The organism is Pseudomonas sp. GW456-12-10-14-LB2 (assembly GCF_002884345.1).
Lineage (GTDB): Bacteria > Pseudomonadota > Gammaproteobacteria > Pseudomonadales > Pseudomonadaceae > Aquipseudomonas > Aquipseudomonas paraglycinae.
The window spans coordinates 21,059-39,083 of the sequence record NZ_POHV01000007.1 but is presented as its reverse complement, the minus strand read 5'-3'; the positions used below and the strand labels follow the sequence as shown (position 1 = coordinate 39,083).

The window sequence follows — 18,025 nt, the reverse complement described above, 5'->3', positions numbered from 1 at the left end:
TCAGGCATCCAGTAGCGCGCGGGCAATGGTTTGCAGTTTACGGGTGAGCGGGCCAACCGGCCAGCTCAGAGCAGCACAGGCGCGTACCGGCCAGACGCCATACACGCTGTTGCAGACAAAGACTTCATCGGCCCATTGCAGCTGTTCGAGGGGGATGTCGGTGATTTGCACGGGGATGCCCAGGGACTCTGCCTGAAACAATATTTCTGCGCGCATCACCCCGGCCACGCCGCAGCGTTTCAGGTCCGCCGTGATCAGCACACCGTCACGCACCAGGAACAGATTGCTGAACACGCCTTCGATCACCCGACCGGCCTGATCGAGCATCAAACCTTCGGCGTGTTCACTGTCATGCCATTCGGCGCGGGCAATGACCTGTTCCAGTCGATTGAGGTGTTTGAGCCCGGCGAGCAACGGCTGCCTGGACAGGCGCGTGCTGCACGGAAACAGGCGAACGCCCTGCTCGGCGTGAGCCGCTGGATAAGCCGCGGGAGGATTGCCTTGCAGAATGCGTCGCCCCTGCGCTGAAGGATCCGGCGCATAACCGCGCAATCCGTCGCCACGGGTGAGGATGAGTTTGAGCACGCCCTCGCCCATCGCGGCGGCATAGGATTGCAGCTCATGGCGAACCCGCTCGATGTCGGCTGCGATGGCCAGACGCGCACAGCCGTCGGCCAGACGCGTCAGATGCCGATCCAGCAGCAACGGTTGACCGCTACGCACGGCGATGGTCTCGAACAGGCCGTCGCCGTAAGCCAGGCCGCGATCTTTCAGCGACAGAGCGTCAGCCGGCAGACCGTCGACCCAGCAGTCCATCAGCCGGCGAACCGACGGAACGCCAACGTGCCGTTGGTGCCGCCGAACCCGAACGAATTGGACAGCACGACATCGATATCCATGTTGCGCGCGGTGTGCGGCACGAAATCGAGGTCGCAGCCTTCGTCCGGCTCATCGAGGTTGATGGTTGGTGGCGCCACCTGGCTGTTGATCGCCAGCACGCTGAAGATCGCCTCGACCGCGCCCGCCGCACCCAGCAGGTGACCGGTCATGGACTTGGTGGAGCTGACTGCCAGCTTGTAGGCGTGATCACCGAACACCGACTTGATCGCGTTGGCTTCAGCGAGGTCACCGGCCGGGGTCGAAGTGCCGTGGGCGTTGATGTATTGCACTTGATCGACGTTGATCTTCGCATCGCGCAGCGCGTTGGTGATGCAGCGCGCGGCACCAGCGCCGTCGGCGGGTGGCGAAGTCATGTGGAAGGCGTCGCCACTGGTGCCGAAACCGATCAGCTCGGCGTAGATGGTCGCGCCACGGGCCTTGGCGTGCTCGAGCTCTTCAAGCACCAGGGCGCCGGCGCCGTCGGACAGCACGAAGCCGTCACGGCCCTTGTCCCACGGACGGCTGGCGCGGGTCGGCTCGTCGTTGCGGGTCGACAGCGCACGGGAAGCACCAAAGCCACCCATGCCCAGACCGCACGCGGCCATTTCGGCACCGCCGGCAATCATCACGTCGGCTTCGTCGTACATGATGTTGCGCGCCGCCATGCCGATGCAGTGCGTACCGGTGGTACACGCTGTGGCGATGGCGTAGTTAGGCCCCTGTGCACCCAGGTGGATGGACAGGAAACCGGAAATCATATTGATGATCGAGCCAGGCACAAAGAACGGAGAAATCCGGCGCGGGCCAGTCTCGTGCAGCGTGCGGCTGGTTTCTTCGATGTTGGTCAGACCGCCGATACCCGAACCCATGGCCACGCCAATGCGTTCACGGTTGGCATCGGTGACTTCCAGACCGGCATTGCGTACGGCTTGAAAGCCGGCCGCCAGACCGTACTGAATGAACAGGTCGAGCTTGCGCGCTTCCTTGACCGACAGGTATTCCTCGACATTGAAGCCCTTTACCGAGCCGCCAAAGCGGGTGGAATAGGCAGAAAGGTCGGTGTGTTCGATCAGACCAATGCCACTGCGGCCAGCCAGAATGCCCTGCCAACTGCTCGGCACATCCGTGCCCAGTGGCGACAACATACCCATACCGGTGACTACGACGCGTCTACGCGACACAGCACTCTCCTTTTTCAAATGACGACTTTGCATCAGGCCTAAAGAAAAAACCGCACGCCATGATGGCAGTGCGGTTTTTCCATGACAGCAAGCAACGATTACAAACTATTACGCCTGGTGGCTAGTAACGTAGTCGATTGCAGCTTGTACAGTAGTGATCTTCTCAGCTTCTTCGTCAGGGATTTCGGTCTCGAATTCCTCTTCCAGAGCCATCACCAGCTCAACGGTGTCAAGGGAGTCGGCACCCAGGTCTTCTACGAAGGAAGCGGTGTTGACCACTTCTTCTTCTTTAACACCCAGTTGCTCGGCAACGATTTTCTTGACGCGCTCTTCGATGGTGCTCATACCTTGTTTTCACTCCTAATGGACAAATTCAGGCAGCTGGCCAGTGGGTAAGTGTATAGAAAGACTTTTCAGCTTTTCAACTGAAAGCTTCACTCCTCAAACCCTGCGGCCCTCTGCCTATAAATAGATTGCAGCTTTATAACGGATTTTAGACAGCTCGTATGACATTTTTTTGAAGCAATCCGTCACATTTGAATTACATGTACATCCCGCCGTTAACCGGGATTGTAGCCCCGGTCACGTATGCCGCACCGTCGGATGCAAGAAAAGCGACCACGGACGCGATCTCTTGAGCTTGTCCCAGACGGCCCAGCGGAATCTGCGTCTGCAAGGCTTCACGCTGTGCTTCAGGCAGCTCGCGAGTCATATCGGTGTCGATGAACCCTGGGGTTACCGAGTTGACCGTAATCGAACGCGAACCGACTTCACGCGCCATGGCACGGCTGAAACCTTCCAGACCGGCCTTGGCGGCTGCATAGTTTACTTGGCCAGCGTTGCCCATGGCACCCACCACCGAGCCAATACTGATAATTCGGCCCCAACGCGCCTTGGTCATGCCGCGCAGAACGCCCTTGGACAGGCGATACAGACTGTTCAGGTTGGTATCGATCACGTCGTACCACTCGTCGTCTTTCATGCGCATCATCAGGTTATCGCGGGTGATGCCGGCATTGTTGACCAGAATCGCCACCGGCGCACCGAACTGCTCCTGGATGCTCGCCAACACTTTGGTGACCGATTCGTCGCTGGTGACGTTCAGTTCGAAACCTGCGCCCTGGATGCCGTTTTCCTTCAGGGTCGCAGCAATACGCTCGGCGCCCGAAGCGGAAGTCGCGGTGCCAACAACGATGGCGCCCTGACGACCCAGTTCCAGTGCGATAGCCTGGCCGATGCCACGGCTTGCGCCGGTGACCAGTGCAACTTTACCTTGCAGACTCATGCAAGCTTCTCCTGATTCAGACAGCCACTGCGCGAGCAGCAGCAAAAGCGTCTGGGGTATTGAGGTTGGAAGTCGAAACGCCTTCGGCGCAACGTTTGTTCAGACCGGCCAGCACCTTGCCAGGGCCGCACTCGACCAGATTGGTCGCACCTTTGGCGGCCAGGGTCTGTACGGACTCGACCCAGCGGACCGGCTTGTAGAGTTGCTCCAGCAGATCACGCTTGAGGGTTTCCAGATCCGCCGGCACCTGAGCGCTGACGTTCTGTACCACAGGGATCTGCGGTGCCTGCCAGTCGATGGCAGCGATGGACTCGGCGAAGCGCTCGGCAGCCGGACGCATCAGCTCGCAGTGCGAAGGCACGCTGACCGGCAGCGGCATGGCGCGCTTGGCGCCACGGGTCTTGCAGCCTTCAATGGCGCGCTCAACGGCAGCCTTGGCACCGGCGATCACCACCTGACCCGGGGAGTTGAAGTTCACCGCGCTGACCACTTCGCCTTGCGCCGCTTCGGCACAGGCTGCCAGCACGTCAGCATCTTCCAGACCGAGGATGGCAGCCATGCCGCCCTGCCCGGCCGGAACAGCTTCCTGCATCAGCTGGCCACGGCGCTCAACGAGTTTTACCGCATCGGCAAGGCTCAGGCTGCCGGCAGCGACCAGCGCGCTGTATTCACCCAGGCTGTGACCGGCAACGAAGGCCGGACGCGCACCACCTTCCGCCAGCCACAGACGCCACAGGGCGATCGAAGCGGTCAGAATGGCCGGTTGGGTTTTATCGGTTTGATTGAGCAGCTCTTCCGGGCCCTGCTGGGTCAGCGCCCACAGGTCGTAGCCCAGAGCATCGGATGCTTCTTTGAAAGTTTCGAGGATCAGTGGATGTTGCGCGCCCAGCTCGGCCAGCATGCCGAGGGACTGCGAACCCTGTCCTGGAAAGACGAATGCGAGGGAAGCAGACATGTAACAAGCCCCTAATGATCTTGTCGTCGGAAAAATGGCATCCCGCTAGAGGGACGCAAGAAACTGACAGTTGGATGGCCCTTTGAACCGGGCGGTCACATTTAAGCATTGTCCGACGAAAACGCCTAAGACAACAAATCCTCCAGACGGCCGTGCAGGCGTTCGGGAAGATTCTCCTGAATCTCGATCAGCGCTCGCTGAATGGCACTCTGAAATCCCTGAACCCCGGCCGAACCGTGACTTTTCACGACAATGCCCTGCAAACCGAGGAAGCTTGCGCCGTTATGTCGCGCCGGTGCCAGATCAGCCTGCAGACGCTTCATCAATGGCAACGCCAGAGCGCCGACAGCGCGGGAGGCGAGGTTTTTCTTGAACAAAGCCTCGATGCGCGCAGCGATCATGGTCGCCAGGCCTTCGCTGGACTTGAGCAGAATATTGCCGACAAAACCATCGCAAACCACCACGTCCGCCTCGCCGCGATACAAACCGTCACCTTCGATGAAGCCGATGTAATTGATGCCCCGGGCAGCCTGCAGCAACGTCGCAGCAAGCTTGACCTGCTGATTGCCCTTGATGTCTTCGGTGCCGATATTCAGCAGCGCGACACGCGGGCGAGCGATACCCAGCGTTTGCGCCGCCACGGAACCCATCACGGCGAACTGCAACAGATGCTCGGCACTGCAATCGACGTTGGCGCCCAGATCAAGCAACTGGCAATAGCCCTTCTGAGTAGGGATCGCGGCGACCATGGCCGGACGATCAATCCCCGGCAGGGTCTTGAGCACAAATCGCGACAGCGCCATCAAGGCACCGGTATTGCCGGCACTGACACAGGCCTGAACCTTGCCGTCACGCAGCAATTCGAGAGCGACACGCATCGACGAGTCCGGCTTGCCACGCAGGGCCTGAGCAGGTTTTTCGTCCATGGTGATGACTTCGGACGCCGGAACAATCGTCAGGCGCGCGCGATCGGCAGCCGATTGGCCGGTGATCAGTTCTTCAAGAAGGGAGGGTTGACCGACGAGGGTCAGGTGCAGCGAGGGCGTAGCAGAAAGGCAAGCAAGGCTGGCCTGAACAATGCTGCGGGGACCGAAGTCCCCGCCCATTGCGTCAATCGCGATGACTTGAGCGGACAAGTGATTACTCGTCAGCGCCCTTGTCGATCACTTTACGGCCACGGTATACGCCTTCTGGCGATACGTGGTGACGCAGGTGAACTTCACCAGTGGTTTTTTCTACAGACAGGGTGCTAGCCTCGAGAGCGTCGTGCGAACGGCGCATGTCACGGGCAGAGCGGGATTTTTTGTTCTGCTGAACAGCCATAATTGATTAACTCCTAAACGTTTGGGTCACGCTTTAACTGCGCCAATACACTGAACGGGTTGGACCGCGTTACCTCGTCCTCGCTCGGTTCGGGCTCATCTGCTCCCGCCGGCTGCTGGCATTCTTCCGGATGATGAGCAGGCACAATGGGCAAGGCGAGCAGAAGCTCCTCCTCGATCAGTGACTGCAGATCCAATGGATCTTCGCCCAGTTCCAGCACGTCATAACCTTTCGGTAACGACTGGGTATTCGCACCCTCCTTCACAACAGCGTAACTGCATTCGCTGTGGATCGGCAGGGTGACCAGCTCAAGACAACGCTGGCAAACCATTTTGACTTCAGTGTCGATAAAGCTGTGGATCACCACAGATTTACGTTCATCTCGTTCAAAAACGAATTTTGCCTGCACCGTACCGACATCGTCGGAAAGCGGGTCGCAGAGTCTCTTCAAATCGGCCAGCAGCAGTTCACCTTGAAGGGTGGTGCCACGGTCAGCCAATTTGCGCGGGTCAACGTGAGGTGGAATCGGGTCATTCAACATAGGCGCAGCATTATAGGGATGCACCCACCCATGTCAAAGGAAATTGTGCCCTGTCCGTCACTTGCGCGCCTCCGCTAGAATCTGTCGCCTGCCTCTGGAGATGCGAATGCTGCCTTTATTACTCGCTTCAAGCTCGACCTATCGTCGGGAATTGCTCAGCCGCCTGCGCCTGCCGTTCGTCTGCAGCTCACCGGATATCGATGAAAGCCATCGCCCGGACGAGTCGGCAATCGAGCTGGTCAAACGCCTCGCCGAACAGAAAGCCCGCGCCCTGGCCGACAGCCACCCCGCTCACTTGATCATCGGCTCCGATCAGGTTGCGGTACTCGGCGAGCGCATCATCGGCAAGCCGCACACCTTCGAAAACGCCCGCGAACAACTGATGGCCGCCAGCGGCGCCAGCGTGACCTTCCTCACCGGCCTGGCCCTGCTCAACAGCCAGACGGGCCACTGCCAAGTCGACTGCGTGCCTTTCACCGTGCACATGCGCGTACTGGATCAGGCCCGCGTCGAGCGCTATCTGCGCGCCGAGCAGCCCTACGACTGCGCCGGCAGCTTCAAGGCCGAGGGACTGGGCGTGAGCCTGTTTCAATCCACCGAAGGCCCGGACGCTACTAGCCTGATCGGCCTGCCACTGATTCGCCTGATCGACATGCTGTTGACGGAAGGCGTAGAGATTCCCTGACCCACAAAAAACCGGCCCTCAGGCCGGTTTTTCTTGCAGCATTCGATCAGCGCAACGACGGGCCGTTGAAACCCATCCACATTGCCAGTTTCTCGGCAACGCTGGCGCCGAGCTTCTTCGAGAAGCGATCGAACGGCGATTCCTGAACGGTGAAGTCCACCAGTTCTTTTTCGCCAATCACGTCACGCGCCACCGAGCTGGCATTGCCCAGACCATCGATCAACCCCAGCGGCAGGGCCTGCTCGCCAGACCAGACCAGCCCGGAGAACAGCTCCGGATGCTCCTTGTCCTTCAGGCGATCACCACGCCCCTGCTTGACGCTGTTGATGAACTGCTTGTGCGTGGTATCCAGCACACTTTGCCAAAACGCGGTCTCTTCCGGCTTTTGCGGCTGGAACGGATCGAGGAACGCCTTGTGCTCGCCAGAAGTGTAAGTGCGACGCTCGACGCCAAGCTTCTCCATCGTGCCGACAAACCCGTAACCGGCCGCCGTCACACCAATGGAACCCACCAGACTGGCCTTGTCGGCGTAGATCTGATCCGCCGCACTGGCGATGTAATAGGCACCGGAAGCGCCCAGGTCCGAAATCACCGCGTACAGCTTGGTGTCGGGGTGCAGGCCACGCAGGCGCTTGATTTCGTCATACACATAACCCGACTGCACCGGACTGCCGCCCGGGCTGTTGATGCGCAGGATTACGCCTTTGACCTTCTTATCTTCGAACGCTGCACGCAGGCTGCCGACGATGTTGTCGGCGCTGGCAGGCTCTTTGTCGGCGATCATGCCGGTGACGTCGATCAACGCGGTGTAGTTGGAGCTGCGCGTAGCGCTTTTCTCCATATCCATCAACGGCGTGAACAGAATCAGCGCAACAAACAGATAAACAAAGGTCAGCAACTTGAAGAAGATGCCCCAGCGCCGCGAACGACGCTGCTCCTGCACGCCGGCCAGCAGAGTCTTTTCCAGCAGCTTCCAGCTTTTCGCATCACCGTCGTCGGCAGTTGCCTTGGCCGGTGCTTTCCATTCGTCGGTCATGCCATCCACCCCAGCAAAAACGTATTAAGCCTGCTGCCCCAGCCAGGCGTGCAATTCGGAAAAATGGTCGATCGACAGTCGCGGCTCGAACTGCTGCAGTGATTCGATCGATTGCGCGCCATAACTGACCGCCACCGAATCCATCCCCGCATTGCGCGCCATCAGCAGGTCGAAGGACGAATCGCCGACCATCAACGCCTGTTCGGCACGCACACCGCAGTGAGCGAGTATCTGCTCCAGCATCAGAGGGTGCGGCTTGCTCGCAGTTTCATCGGCAGCGCGGGTGATATCGAAATAATCTTCCCAGCCATTGGCCTTGAGCACCCGATCCAGACCGCGACGATTCTTGCCGGTCGCGACAGCCAGGTGATAGCCCTGCTCGCGAAAGGACGCCATCGACTCGACTACGCCTTCGAACAACGGCGAAGGCACGGCTTCTGCAGCGATGTAGTGATCGGCGTAATACTCGCGAAACAAGGTCATTTCGGCATCGCTGATTTCGGGATACAGCGTACGGATCGCCTCGGGCAAGCCCAAACCGATAATGCCTTTGACGGCAAAGTCATCACGCAGCTCGAAACCGGAGCGCCCGGACGCCGAGTGCATCGCCTCGACAATCCGATGTATGGAGTCGGCCAGCGTGCCGTCCCAATCGAAAATCAGCAGCTTGTAATCAGATGGGCGCACTCAATCGCTCCACAGTCTTGGCCCACATTTCATCGACCGGTGCCTGCAACTTGAGCTCACCGCCATCGGGCAGCGGCACGGTCAGCATGTACGCGTGCAGGAACAGGCGCTTGCCGCCCAGATCACGGATTTCCTTACTGAAACCATCATCGCCGTACTTGGTGTCACCGGCAATGCAGTGCCCTGCGTGCAACGTATGGACGCGGATCTGGTGCGTGCGACCGGTGATCGGCTTGGCTTCGATCAAAGTGGCAAAATCGCCAAAGCGACGCAGGACCTTGAACACGGTCACAGACTCCTTGCCCTCCTCCTCGTCGACCTCGACCATGCGCTCCCCGGAGCGCAGATTGCTCTTGCCGAGCGCCGCACGGACTTGCTTGATCGAGGTCGCCCAATTGCCGCGAACCAGTGCCATGTAACGCTTGTCGACACCGTCACCGCGCAACGCGGCATGCAAGTGGCGCAACATGCTGCGCTTCTTGGCGATCATCAGCAGGCCGGAGGTGTCGCGATCGAGACGGTGAACCAGTTCCAGCTCCTTGGCATCGGGGCGCAACTGACGAAAGGCTTCGATAACGCCGTAATTCAGGCCGCTGCCACCGTGAACCGCAATGCCGGCGGGCTTGTTGATCACGATCAGGGCCTTGTCTTCGTAGACAATCGAGGCTTCCAAGCGCTGCAACAGGCCTTGGGCCAAAGGCACCGGCTCGTCACGCTCAGGCACACGAACAGGCGGCACGCGCACGATGTCGCCGGCCTGCAGCTTGTATTCGGGCTTGATCCGACCTTTGTTCACACGCACTTCGCCTTTGCGCAAAATGCGGTAAATCAAGGTCTTGGGCACGCCTTTGAGCCGGGCGAGGAGGAAATTGTCGATTCGTTGGCCGGCATATTCCGGCGAGACCTCAAGCAATTGAACGCCTGGAGTCGAAGGGGCAGTAGTCGTCATGGCGCCGATGATAACAATTTTTATGGAATTGAAGCACTTAATCATTGCTGCTATAGTCGCGAACGCCGCCAAAAGCGGCCTGGACAGCGGAACCACGGTCAAAAACCGGCCCTGACCAACGCAATTCACCAGGACGCGAGGCCGTCCTACGGGGCTTTTGCTACGTAACGGTGGAGTTTGCAGCTGTAACAAGCGCAGGTGACATGAGGCCTGAATCACGCCGCAAAGCAGAGTTTTGACTCGCCACGCGAGCCATATTCACGGCCAGTTCACAAAGTGCAGTCAGCCGCGGATGACCCCGAGCGAAGACTCCGGAAACACCGCCTGAATTAGCCATGATGCGTGACCTCCCCTTTCGGAGCTCACGGTAAATGCCAACCCGCTGCGGATTCTGCGCGCGGCAGCACCCGAATTATCAGGGATACGTGTAGGGTGGAGATGCACAACCGCTGGACTGTGTAGCAACAGGTTTTATCAAGACGCTTCATCTCGTCCACAGCCACCGGTTGATTCCTCCTCCTGACTGAGTGCTTAAGTAGCCACAGCAAGCAGGACGCGTACGTCGCGATAACGGCCCAATTGGCCGGACATCGCTGGACACGGGAATGGCCAACCACTCCCGACGCACCTGACACCGACCGTGAGAAGTCGTGTGTGCCGAACGCCGTTTCCGGCAGCCCGGAAACCGACGGTACTACATGAAAAGAATGCTGATTAACGCAACTCAACCCGAAGAGTTGCGTGTTGCACTGGTAGATGGCCAGCGCCTCTACGACCTGGACATCGAATCCGGTGCACGCGAGCAGAAAAAGGCCAACATCTATAAAGGCCGCATCACTCGCATCGAACCAAGCCTTGAGGCTGCCTTTGTCGATTTCGGCTCCGAGCGCCACGGCTTCCTGCCCCTCAAAGAAATCTCCCGCGAATACTTCAAGAAAGCCCCTGAAGGCCGCGTCAACATCAAGGACGTCCTGAGCGAAGGCCAGGAAGTCATCGTTCAGGTCGAAAAAGAAGAACGTGGCAACAAGGGCGCAGCCCTGACCACCTTCATCAGCCTGGCCGGTCGTTACCTCGTTCTGATGCCGAACAACCCGCGTGCCGGCGGCATCTCCCGTCGCATCGAAGGCGAAGAGCGCAACGAACTGCGTGAAGCGCTGAACGGTCTGGTCGCTCCGGCCGACATGGGTCTGATCGTGCGCACTGCAGGCCTGGGCCGCAGCAGCGAAGAAATGCAGTGGGACCTCGATTACCTGCTGCAACTCTGGACCGCCATCAAAGAAGCCTCGCTGGATCGTTCCGCGCCGTTCCTGATCTACCAGGAAAGCAACGTCATCATCCGCGCCATCCGCGATTACCTGCGCCAGGACATCGGCGAAGTGCTGATCGACAGCGTTGAAGCCCAGGACGAAGCCCTGACCTTCATTCGCCAGGTGATGCCGCAGTACGCCAGCAAGATCAAGCTTTACGAAGACAGCGTTCCGCTGTTCAACCGTTTCCAGATCGAAAGCCAGATCGAGACCGCTTTCCAGCGCGTCGTTGAACTGCCGTCCGGCGGCTCCATCGTCATCGATCCGACCGAAGCCCTGGTGTCCATCGACATCAACTCGGCGCGCGCCACCAAAGGCAGCGACATCGAAGAAACCGCCCTGCAGACCAACCTTGAAGCGGCTGAAGAAATCGCCCGTCAGTTGCGCCTGCGCGACATCGGCGGCCTGATCGTCATCGACTTCATCGACATGACCCCTGCCAAGAACCAGCGCGCCGTGGAAGAGAAAGTCCGCGAATGCCTGGAAGCCGACCGCGCCCGCGTGCAGATCGGTCGCATCTCGCGCTTCGGCCTGCTGGAAATGTCCCGTCAGCGCCTGCGTCCTTCGCTCGGCGAAAGCAGCGGCATCGTCTGCCCGCGTTGCAGCGGCACCGGCATCATCCGTGACGTCGAATCGCTGTCCCTGGCGATCCTGCGCCTGATCGAAGAAGAAGCCCTGAAAGACCGCACCGCCGAAGTTCGCGCTCAAGTGCCGATCCCGGTGGCCGCGTTCCTGCTCAACGAAAAACGCAACTCGATCACCAAGATCGAACTGCGCACCCGCGCCCGCATCGTCATCCTGCCGAACGATCACCTCGAAACCCCGCATTTCGAAGTTCAGCGTCTGCGTGACGACAGCCCGGAAGCCGCGACCAACCAGTCCAGCTACGAAATCGCTGCCGCTGCCGCCGACGTCGAAGACGTCCAGCCAGCCGCCGCGACCCGCACCCTGGTGCGCCAGGAAGCCGCCGTCAAGACCGCTCCGGCCCGCGCCAACGCTCCGGTTCCGACCGAAGTCGCCGCTCCGGCCCCGGCACCTGCTCCGGTTGCCGCGCCAGAGCCAAGCCTGTTCAAAGGCCTGGTGAAGTCGCTGGTCAGCCTGTTCGCCACCAAGGAAGAACCTGTAGCTCCGGTTGTGGTTGAAAAACCAGCCACCGAGCGTCCGGCCCGCAACGAAGAGCGTCGCAACGGTCGTCAGCAGAGCCGCAACCGTAACGGTCGCCGCGATGAAGAACGCAAGCCGCGCGAAGAACGTGCACCGCGTGAAGAGCGCGCCCCACGTGAGCCGCGTGAAGAGCGTCAGCCGCGCGAACCACGTGAAGTCCGCGAGCCGCGCGAATCCCGTGACGAAGCACCGGTAGCCCGCGAAGAACGCGCACCACGCGCCCCTCGTGAAGAACGTGCACCACGTGCTCCACGTGAAGATCGCAAGCCGCGTGGCGAGCGTGAAGAACGCGTACGTGAACTGCGCGAACCTCTGGATGCCGCTCCGGCCGTTGCTGCCGCCGCCACCGCTGAAGAGCGTCCGGCCCGTCAGCCGCGTGAAGAACGTGCGCCACGTCCTCCGCGTGAAGAGCGTCAACCGCGTGCCGAACAGGCCGCTGCTGCCGTCGCTGAAGAAGAAATCACCACCAACGAAGAGCAACTGCAGGAAGACGGTTCGGAGAACGCCGAAGGCGATCGTCCACGCCGCCGCTCCCGTGGTCAGCGTCGTCGCAGCAACCGTCGCGAGCGTCAGCGTGATGCCAATGGCAACGTGATCGAAGGTTCGGAAGAATCCGAGTCCGGCGAAAACACCCAGGCGCCAAGCACTGCCGATCTGGCTGCTGGTCTGGCTGTGACCGCTGCGGTTGCCAGCACCGCGATCAGCGCTCCGGCTGAAGCTCAGGCCCACGAGCAAGCTGAACGCGCTACCGCTGCAACACTGGAAACTGCTCCAGTAGAAGCGCCGGTTGTTGAAGCAACCACTCCGGTAGAAGTAGCTGCCGCTCCGGAAGTCGAAGTGGCTCCGGCTCGCGAAGCTCAGCCTCAAGCTGAAGTGGCTGCCGAACCAGCGGTGACCTTCCAAGCACCAGCCGTAGTTGAAGAGTCGGTTGTCGAAACCGTCGCAGAAACCGTGACCGAAACCGTGCGTGAAGTTCGCGAAGAACAGACCGCATTCAACTGGGTCGCCGAGCCAGCTGTCGCAGAAACACCAGCGCCAGTGGTTGAAGCACCTGTTGTTGAAGAAGCCAAGACTGCCGAGCCAGTAGTGGTTGCCGAACCGGCACCGGTCGTTGAAGCCCCTGTGGTTGAAGCGCCAGTTGTCGCCGAAGCACCTGCCCCGGTAGTTGAAGCGTCTCCAGTTGTCGCGCCGGTCAGCGCCCTGACCCCAAGCGGCCGCGCACCAAACGACCCGCGTGAAGTGCGTCGTCGCAAGCGTGAAGAAGAGCGTCTGCAGAAGGAAGCCGAACTGGCTGCCGCTGCTGCTCCAGTCGCTGCCGAGCCAGTGGTTGCCGAAGTGGTTGAGGCAGCTCCTGCCCCGGTCGCTGAAGAAGCTGCCGTTGAAGCCGTGATTGCCGAAGCACCACGCTCCGTTCAGGAAGCGGTCGAGCAACACGAAGAGGCCCAGGAAAAAGAACACGAGCCTAAACCTCTCGTCTGATTCCAAAAGCCAATAAAAAGCCCCGCCTGGTGATCCAGGCGGGGCTTTTTTATGCCTCAAGGTTTTATCAGGATGGCGGGAAAACCAGCGCATCCGGCACGTCGATATCCCACAACACACCCGGATCATCCACCGCGACTTCAATCACTCGTCCTTGGGCAAACAGCGGTCTGGCGCCGCGGTCACCGGACAAAGACATCAGTCCCGCTGCGAAAGATCGACCAAACCCGACCGGATGCCCATAGTCACCGTTCAACGTCGGTACGCTGACCGCATCCTCGGCAATCGCCGCCACGACCCGTTCCATGCTCGACGGCAGGATGAACGGCATGTCGCCCAGCACAATCAGCCAGCCATCGGCATCCGGGCAAGCCGCCACACCCGCCGCGATGCTGTCGCCCATTCCCGTGGATTCGATCGAGACAATGTCACACCCATAAGCCTGCGCCATGCGCATTGCCTGCGGGCGCGCCTCGGTCGTCACCAGCACTCGCTGGTCGAGGCTCGCCGGCAGGCTCACCAGCACCTGCTCGATCACCGAACGCACCGCGCCATCACGCCCGGTGCAATCGGCCAGCAGCTTGTCCTTGTTGACACCCGCCACTTCGCGAAAGCGGCTGCCCTCGCCCGCCGCCAGAACAATCACTCCGATGGATCGGCTCATACACTCTCCACTGTTTTCTTCTGCTTGAGCTCGACACCATTCTTGATCGCGACGATTTCGGCCAACAGCGACAAGGCGATTTCCGCCGGGGAATGGCTGCCAATATGCAAACCGATCGGCCCGTGCAAACGGGCGATGGCCGCTTCCGACAAGCCTAGCTCAGCCAGATTTTCCCGACGTTTGCGGCTATTGACCCGCGAGCCGAGCGCACCGACATAGAACGCTTTGGAATCGAGCGCCGTGAGCAGCGCCATGTCGTCCAGCCGTGGATCATGAGTCAGCGCGACAATCGCCGTGCGTTCATCGGTCTGGATGTTCAGCACCGCTTCATCCGGCATACCGGGCACAAACCTCCCATGCTGCTCTTCCCAGCCATAGACGAACTCGGTGCGCGGATCACAGATCAGCACTTCGAAATCCAGCAGCCGCGCCATCTCGGCCACATACCGCGACAACTGCCCGGCGCCGATCAACAGCAGGCGCCAGCGTGGGCCATAGATGGCGCGCAGGGTCTGGCCGTCGAAACTCAATGCGTCGGTCTTGCCGGCCGGTCGCAGCACCACCTCGCCAGTGCCGATGTTCAGCTCGCGAGCGACGATTTCGTGGGCTTCGCAGCGATCCAGCAACTCGGCGACCCACGCCGGATCGCCGACTCGCTCCTCGGTCAGGCGCAGAGTGCCGCCGCACGGCAGGCCGAAACGCGCCGCCTCTTCCTGCGTCACGCCGTAGGTGATCAACTGCACCGGCGGCCCGTCGGCGGGAATCCGTCCGTCGTGCAGCCGGGCGATCAGATCGTCCTCGACGCAACCGCCGGACACCGAACCGATCACCACGCCATCTTCGCGCAACGCGAGCATTGCGCCGGGCGCCCGGGGCGCGGTGCCCCAGGTCTGCACCACGCTGAACAACATCACCCGCTGCCCGGCGCGACGCCATTCGAGCACACTGCGCAGGACATTCAGATCGGCGCTGTCCATCACCCTTGCGCCTTCTGCCAGCCCTGCAACTGGTAGCGCACCGGCAGGTTGCGAATGCGCTGACCGGTGGCGGCGAAGATCGCGTTGCACAGCGCCGGCGCAATCGGCGGCACGCCCGGCTCACCGACACCGCCCAATGGCACCTCACCCGGCGGCGTCACCAGATGCACCGCGACTTCCTTCGGCGCCAGCGACATGCGTGCCACTTCATACATATGGAAGTTGTCCTGTTGCACCTTGCCGTCCTTGAAGCTGATTTCGCCCCACACCGCGTTGCCCAAGCCCATCACGCAGGCGCCTTCGAACTGCGAACGGATGCGCTCCGGGTTGATCTGCGGGCCGCAATCCACGGCGATATCGGCCTTGTGCACGATCAGCGTGCCGTCGTCCTTGACCTCGACTTCGATCACCGCCGCCACGTAGGTGACGAAGCTGTAATGCACCGCCAATCCGAGACCACGACCCTTGGGCAGTTGACGACCCCAACCCGCCGCCTTGGCCGCCGTTTCCAGCACGGTGCGCATGCGCCCGGTGTCGATCGGATAACGCTCTGGGGATTCGCCGTAGTTCCATTCTTCACTGAGCGTACGCGGGTCGATCTGCCGATCCGGGCCGAGCAACTTGATCTGATACTTGAGCGGATCTTCCTTGGCCTTGTGCGCCAGTTCGTCGACGAAGCTCTGAATTGCGAAGCCATGGGGAATGTTCGACACCGAGCGATACCACCCAACCCGCGTATGCACCGTGGCTTCAGGGTTTTCCAGGCGCACGTTGGGAATTGCGTAGGCCATGTTGGTAAAGCCCATGCCCAGCTCGAACGCAGCTTCGTGATTCATGCCCGGCGCAAACAGCGCGGTAATGCTCGGCGCTACCGTGCGGTGCAGCCAGGCGGACGGCAAGCCGTCCTTGCCGACGCCGGCCTTGAGGTATTCGGCGGACACAGTGTGGAAATACGAGTTGTGGATGTCGTCTTCCCGGGTCCATTGCACGCGCACTGCCTTGCCAGGAAATTCCTTGGCGAGCACGGCAGCCTCAACGACGAAGTCCGGTTTGGACTTGCGGCCGAAACCACCGCCGAGCAGTGTCACGTTAAAGGTGACGTTATCGAATGGCAGCCCCAGGCGTTCGGCGATCCGTTCGCGGGTGACCTGCGGCGCTTGGCTCGGCGCCCACGCCTCGCAGGTGCCATCCTTGTAACGGGCGATGGCGACCATCGGCTCCATCGGCGCCTGAGCGAGATGCGGCAAGTAATAAGAGGCCTCCAGGGTGCTGGCGGCGCTGCCAATGGCCTTGTCGATGTCGCCAGTGTTGCGCACCACTTTGCCCGGTTTCAGCGAAGCGGCTTCGATCTCCTTGCGATAGGCGACCGAGTCATAAGTGGCGTTCGGGCCGTCGTCCCACTCGATTTTCAGCGCTTCTCGGCCCTTCAATGCCGCCCAGGTGTTGCTGGCCACCACGGCCACACCACCCAACGGCTGGAATTCCGAAGGCAATGGTCGGGGTTCGATCTGGATGACTTTGAGCACGCCCGGCACTTTCAGCGCGGCGCTGTCGTCGACCGACTTGACCTTGCCGCCGTACACCGCCGGACGCGCAATGACCGCGAACAGCATGCCGTCGAAATGCACGTCGGCCCCGTAAACCGCCCTACCATTGACGATGTCGGCACCGTCGATGGCTTTGGTGCCTTCCTTGCCGATGTAGCGGAATTCCGACGGCTGCTTGAGCCGCAGGCTGTCACGGGCCGGCACTGTCAGCGCACTCGCCGCAGCGGCCAGCTCACCGTAACCCAGCTCGCGCCCGGACGGCGTGTGAATGACTTTATGCAGTTGTGCGCGGCATTCGCCGACCGGCACCTTCCACTGCGCGGCGGCGGCCTGCTCCAGCATGGTCCGCGCGGCCGCGCCGCAACGGCGCATCGGTTCGTACCAGTGACGCATGCTGCGCGAGCCGTCGGTGTCCTGGTTGCCGAAGCGCACTTCATCACCCGGCGCCTGCTGAACCTTGACGTGGGCCCAGTCGGCTTCCAGCTCATCGGCGACCACCATGGTCAGGCTGGTGCGCACGCCCTGACCCATTTCCGAACGGTTGCAGACCACGGTCACCGTGCCGTCGGCGGCAATGCTGACGTAGACCTTCGGATCATCGATCCAGCCGTTCGGCATACCGTCGGCGCCAAACTGCTTTGGCTTGTCTTCGGCCAGCGCATCCTGCCAGCCCCAGCTCGCCGCCAGCACCAGCGCACCCGTGGCGCCGACGCCCTTGAGGAAGCCCCGGCGACTCAGGTTGCTCAGGGCGAAATCGTTCGGTAGACGGCTCATGCCTTGGCCTCCTTCAGGTGAGTGGATGCCTGTCGGATCGCGGTCTTGATCCGGTTGTAGGTGCCGCAACGACAAATGTTGCCGACCATCGCTTCTTCGATCTGCTCATCGCTCGGGTTCGGGTTGGTCTTGAGCAACGCGGTGGCGGACATGATCTGCCCGCCCTGGCAGTAACCGCATTGGGCCACAGCCGTGTCGAGCCAGGCTTGCTGGACGATCTGACCGACCGGATCGGCGTGCAGGTTGTCGATGGTGGTCACGTTCTGCCCGACCACCGAACCGATCGGGGTGATGCAACTGCGTGCCGGCGCGCCGTCGATATGAATGGTGCACGCACCACACAGGCCCATGCCGCAGCCGAACTTGGTGCCGTTGTAACCGGCGACGTCACGGATCGCCCACAACAGTGGCATGTCCTCGGTGACATCGAGTGGATGATCTTGACCATTGAGTTTCAGGGTAATCATGGGCACGCCCGCATATTCATGGAGGTTATGGGGTCGAGCCATCTGCCACCGCAGGGACGGTGGTGGTTCGCGCAGATCGGCTCAGGCTAATCAGGCTCTCTTGTACGGACGGGAACGTCTGCACC

General features: G+C 60.9%; 17 protein-coding genes. 2 read left to right on the top strand and 15 right to left on the bottom strand.

The window, feature by feature from the left end; all coding sequences use genetic code 11:
• The 8 genes from pabC to C1X29_RS06240 form a co-directional block, all read right to left on the bottom strand.
• Nucleotides 1–816, bottom strand: coding sequence for an aminodeoxychorismate lyase (gene pabC, locus C1X29_RS06275; protein WP_102717079.1), 816 nt, complete (start codon nucleotides 814–816; stop codon nucleotides 1–3).
• Nucleotides 816–2,060: a beta-ketoacyl-ACP synthase II gene (gene fabF, locus C1X29_RS06270; protein WP_007908259.1), complete on the bottom strand. Its 1,245-nt coding sequence runs from the start codon at nucleotides 2,058–2,060 to the stop codon at nucleotides 816–818. The genes pabC and fabF overlap by 1 nt, the downstream gene beginning before the upstream one ends.
• Before the next feature lie 108 nt (nucleotides 2,061–2,168).
• Nucleotides 2,169–2,405 (bottom strand): acyl carrier protein, encoded by a 237-nt coding sequence (gene acpP / locus C1X29_RS06265; RefSeq protein ID WP_003175607.1) that lies wholly within the window; start codon nucleotides 2,403–2,405, stop codon nucleotides 2,169–2,171.
• 196 nt (nucleotides 2,406–2,601) lie between these two features.
• Entirely contained in the window at nucleotides 2,602–3,345 is a 744-nt protein-coding gene (gene fabG / locus C1X29_RS06260; RefSeq protein WP_007950790.1) for a 3-oxoacyl-ACP reductase FabG, read from the bottom strand.
• Between the two features lie 16 nt (nucleotides 3,346–3,361).
• Nucleotides 3,362–4,300, bottom strand: coding sequence for an ACP S-malonyltransferase (gene fabD, locus C1X29_RS06255; RefSeq protein ID WP_102717078.1), 939 nt, complete (start codon nucleotides 4,298–4,300; stop codon nucleotides 3,362–3,364).
• A 125-nt stretch (nucleotides 4,301–4,425) separates the two neighbouring features.
• Nucleotides 4,426–5,436 carry a phosphate acyltransferase PlsX gene (gene plsX, locus C1X29_RS06250; RefSeq protein WP_074688106.1) on the bottom strand — a complete coding sequence of 337 codons (1,011 nt, stop codon included), beginning with the start codon at nucleotides 5,434–5,436 and terminating at the stop codon, nucleotides 4,426–4,428.
• Between the two features lie 4 nt (nucleotides 5,437–5,440).
• Nucleotides 5,441–5,623 (bottom strand): 50S ribosomal protein L32, encoded by a 183-nt coding sequence (rpmF, locus tag C1X29_RS06245; protein WP_003179396.1) that lies wholly within the window; start codon nucleotides 5,621–5,623, stop codon nucleotides 5,441–5,443.
• Between the two features lie 13 nt (nucleotides 5,624–5,636).
• Nucleotides 5,637–6,164, bottom strand: a complete 528-nt coding sequence (locus tag C1X29_RS06240; RefSeq protein WP_003204262.1) for a YceD family protein — start codon at nucleotides 6,162–6,164, stop codon at nucleotides 5,637–5,639.
• 106 nt (nucleotides 6,165–6,270) lie between these two features.
• Here C1X29_RS06240 and C1X29_RS06235 point away from each other — a divergent pair, with 106 nt between their 5' ends.
• Entirely contained in the window at nucleotides 6,271–6,849 is a 579-nt protein-coding gene (locus tag C1X29_RS06235) for a nucleoside triphosphate pyrophosphatase (protein ID WP_102717077.1), read from the top strand.
• Nucleotides 6,850–6,895: 46 nt separating this feature from the next.
• Here the strand turns inward: C1X29_RS06235 and sppA are convergent, their stop codons facing one another.
• Genes sppA through rluC form a run of 3 tightly spaced genes read right to left on the bottom strand, consistent with a single transcriptional unit; the run spans nucleotide 6,896 to nucleotide 9,521 of the window.
• Complete coding sequence (gene sppA, locus C1X29_RS06230; protein WP_102686510.1) at nucleotides 6,896–7,885, bottom strand: signal peptide peptidase SppA; 990 nt, start codon at nucleotides 7,883–7,885, stop codon at nucleotides 6,896–6,898.
• 24 nt (nucleotides 7,886–7,909) lie between these two features.
• Nucleotides 7,910–8,572, bottom strand: coding sequence for an HAD-IA family hydrolase (locus tag C1X29_RS06225; protein WP_085607333.1), 663 nt, complete (start codon nucleotides 8,570–8,572; stop codon nucleotides 7,910–7,912).
• Entirely contained in the window at nucleotides 8,559–9,521 is a 963-nt protein-coding gene (rluC, locus tag C1X29_RS06220) for a 23S rRNA pseudouridine(955/2504/2580) synthase RluC (RefSeq protein WP_007950779.1), read from the bottom strand. Before rluC ends, C1X29_RS06225 begins: the two co-directional genes overlap by 14 nt.
• A 698-nt stretch (nucleotides 9,522–10,219) precedes the next feature.
• Between rluC and rne the strand changes: the two genes are divergently transcribed.
• Nucleotides 10,220–13,471 carry a ribonuclease E gene (gene rne / locus C1X29_RS06215; protein WP_102717076.1) on the top strand — a complete coding sequence of 1,084 codons (3,252 nt, stop codon included), beginning with the start codon at nucleotides 10,220–10,222 and terminating at the stop codon, nucleotides 13,469–13,471.
• A gap of 67 nt (nucleotides 13,472–13,538) precedes the next feature.
• On the opposite strand, the gene C1X29_RS06210 is transcribed toward rne, so the two are convergent.
• Genes C1X29_RS06210 through C1X29_RS06195 form a run of 4 tightly spaced genes read right to left on the bottom strand, consistent with a single transcriptional unit; the run spans nucleotide 13,539 to nucleotide 17,900 of the window.
• Nucleotides 13,539–14,135: a nucleotidyltransferase family protein gene (locus tag C1X29_RS06210; RefSeq protein WP_102717075.1), complete on the bottom strand. Its 597-nt coding sequence runs from the start codon at nucleotides 14,133–14,135 to the stop codon at nucleotides 13,539–13,541.
• Nucleotides 14,132–15,112, bottom strand: coding sequence for an XdhC family protein (locus tag C1X29_RS06205; RefSeq protein ID WP_102686512.1), 981 nt, complete (start codon nucleotides 15,110–15,112; stop codon nucleotides 14,132–14,134). The genes C1X29_RS06210 and C1X29_RS06205 overlap by 4 nt, the downstream gene beginning before the upstream one ends.
• Nucleotides 15,112–17,433, bottom strand: a complete 2,322-nt coding sequence (locus C1X29_RS06200) for a xanthine dehydrogenase family protein molybdopterin-binding subunit (RefSeq protein WP_102717074.1) — start codon at nucleotides 17,431–17,433, stop codon at nucleotides 15,112–15,114. The genes C1X29_RS06205 and C1X29_RS06200 overlap by 1 nt, the downstream gene beginning before the upstream one ends.
• Nucleotides 17,430–17,900, bottom strand: coding sequence for a (2Fe-2S)-binding protein (locus C1X29_RS06195; RefSeq protein ID WP_039770687.1), 471 nt, complete (start codon nucleotides 17,898–17,900; stop codon nucleotides 17,430–17,432). Before C1X29_RS06195 ends, C1X29_RS06200 begins: the two co-directional genes overlap by 4 nt.
• Nucleotides 17,901–18,025: the final 125 nt, after the last annotated feature.

Bases quoted from the DNA above. Each gene is read 5' to 3' on its own strand.
- acpP (WP_003175607.1), bottom strand. From the start codon at position 2,405: ATGAGCACCATCGAAGAGCGCGTCAAGAAAATCGTTGCCGAGCAACTG.
- pabC (WP_102717079.1), bottom strand. From the start codon at position 816: ATGGACTGCTGGGTCGACGGTCTGCCGGCTGACGCTCTGTCGCTGAAA.
- C1X29_RS06205 (WP_102686512.1), bottom strand. From the start codon at position 15,112: ATGGACAGCGCCGATCTGAATGTCCTGCGCAGTGTGCTCGAATGGCGT.
- fabD (WP_102717078.1), bottom strand. From the start codon at position 4,300: ATGTCTGCTTCCCTCGCATTCGTCTTTCCAGGACAGGGTTCGCAGTCC.
- C1X29_RS06210 (WP_102717075.1), bottom strand. From the start codon at position 14,135: ATGAGCCGATCCATCGGAGTGATTGTTCTGGCGGCGGGCGAGGGCAGC.
- rpmF (WP_003179396.1), bottom strand. From the start codon at position 5,623: ATGGCTGTTCAGCAGAACAAAAAATCCCGCTCTGCCCGTGACATGCGC.
- C1X29_RS06195 (WP_039770687.1), bottom strand. From the start codon at position 17,900: ATGATTACCCTGAAACTCAATGGTCAAGATCATCCACTCGATGTCACC.
- C1X29_RS06235 (WP_102717077.1), top strand. From the start codon at position 6,271: ATGCTGCCTTTATTACTCGCTTCAAGCTCGACCTATCGTCGGGAATTG.
- fabG (WP_007950790.1), bottom strand. From the start codon at position 3,345: ATGAGTCTGCAAGGTAAAGTTGCACTGGTCACCGGCGCAAGCCGTGGC.
- sppA (WP_102686510.1), bottom strand. From the start codon at position 7,885: ATGACCGACGAATGGAAAGCACCGGCCAAGGCAACTGCCGACGACGGT.
- rne (WP_102717076.1), top strand. From the start codon at position 10,220: ATGAAAAGAATGCTGATTAACGCAACTCAACCCGAAGAGTTGCGTGTT.
- C1X29_RS06240 (WP_003204262.1), bottom strand. From the start codon at position 6,164: ATGTTGAATGACCCGATTCCACCTCACGTTGACCCGCGCAAATTGGCT.
- C1X29_RS06200 (WP_102717074.1), bottom strand. From the start codon at position 17,433: ATGAGCCGTCTACCGAACGATTTCGCCCTGAGCAACCTGAGTCGCCGG.
- rluC (WP_007950779.1), bottom strand. From the start codon at position 9,521: ATGACGACTACTGCCCCTTCGACTCCAGGCGTTCAATTGCTTGAGGTC.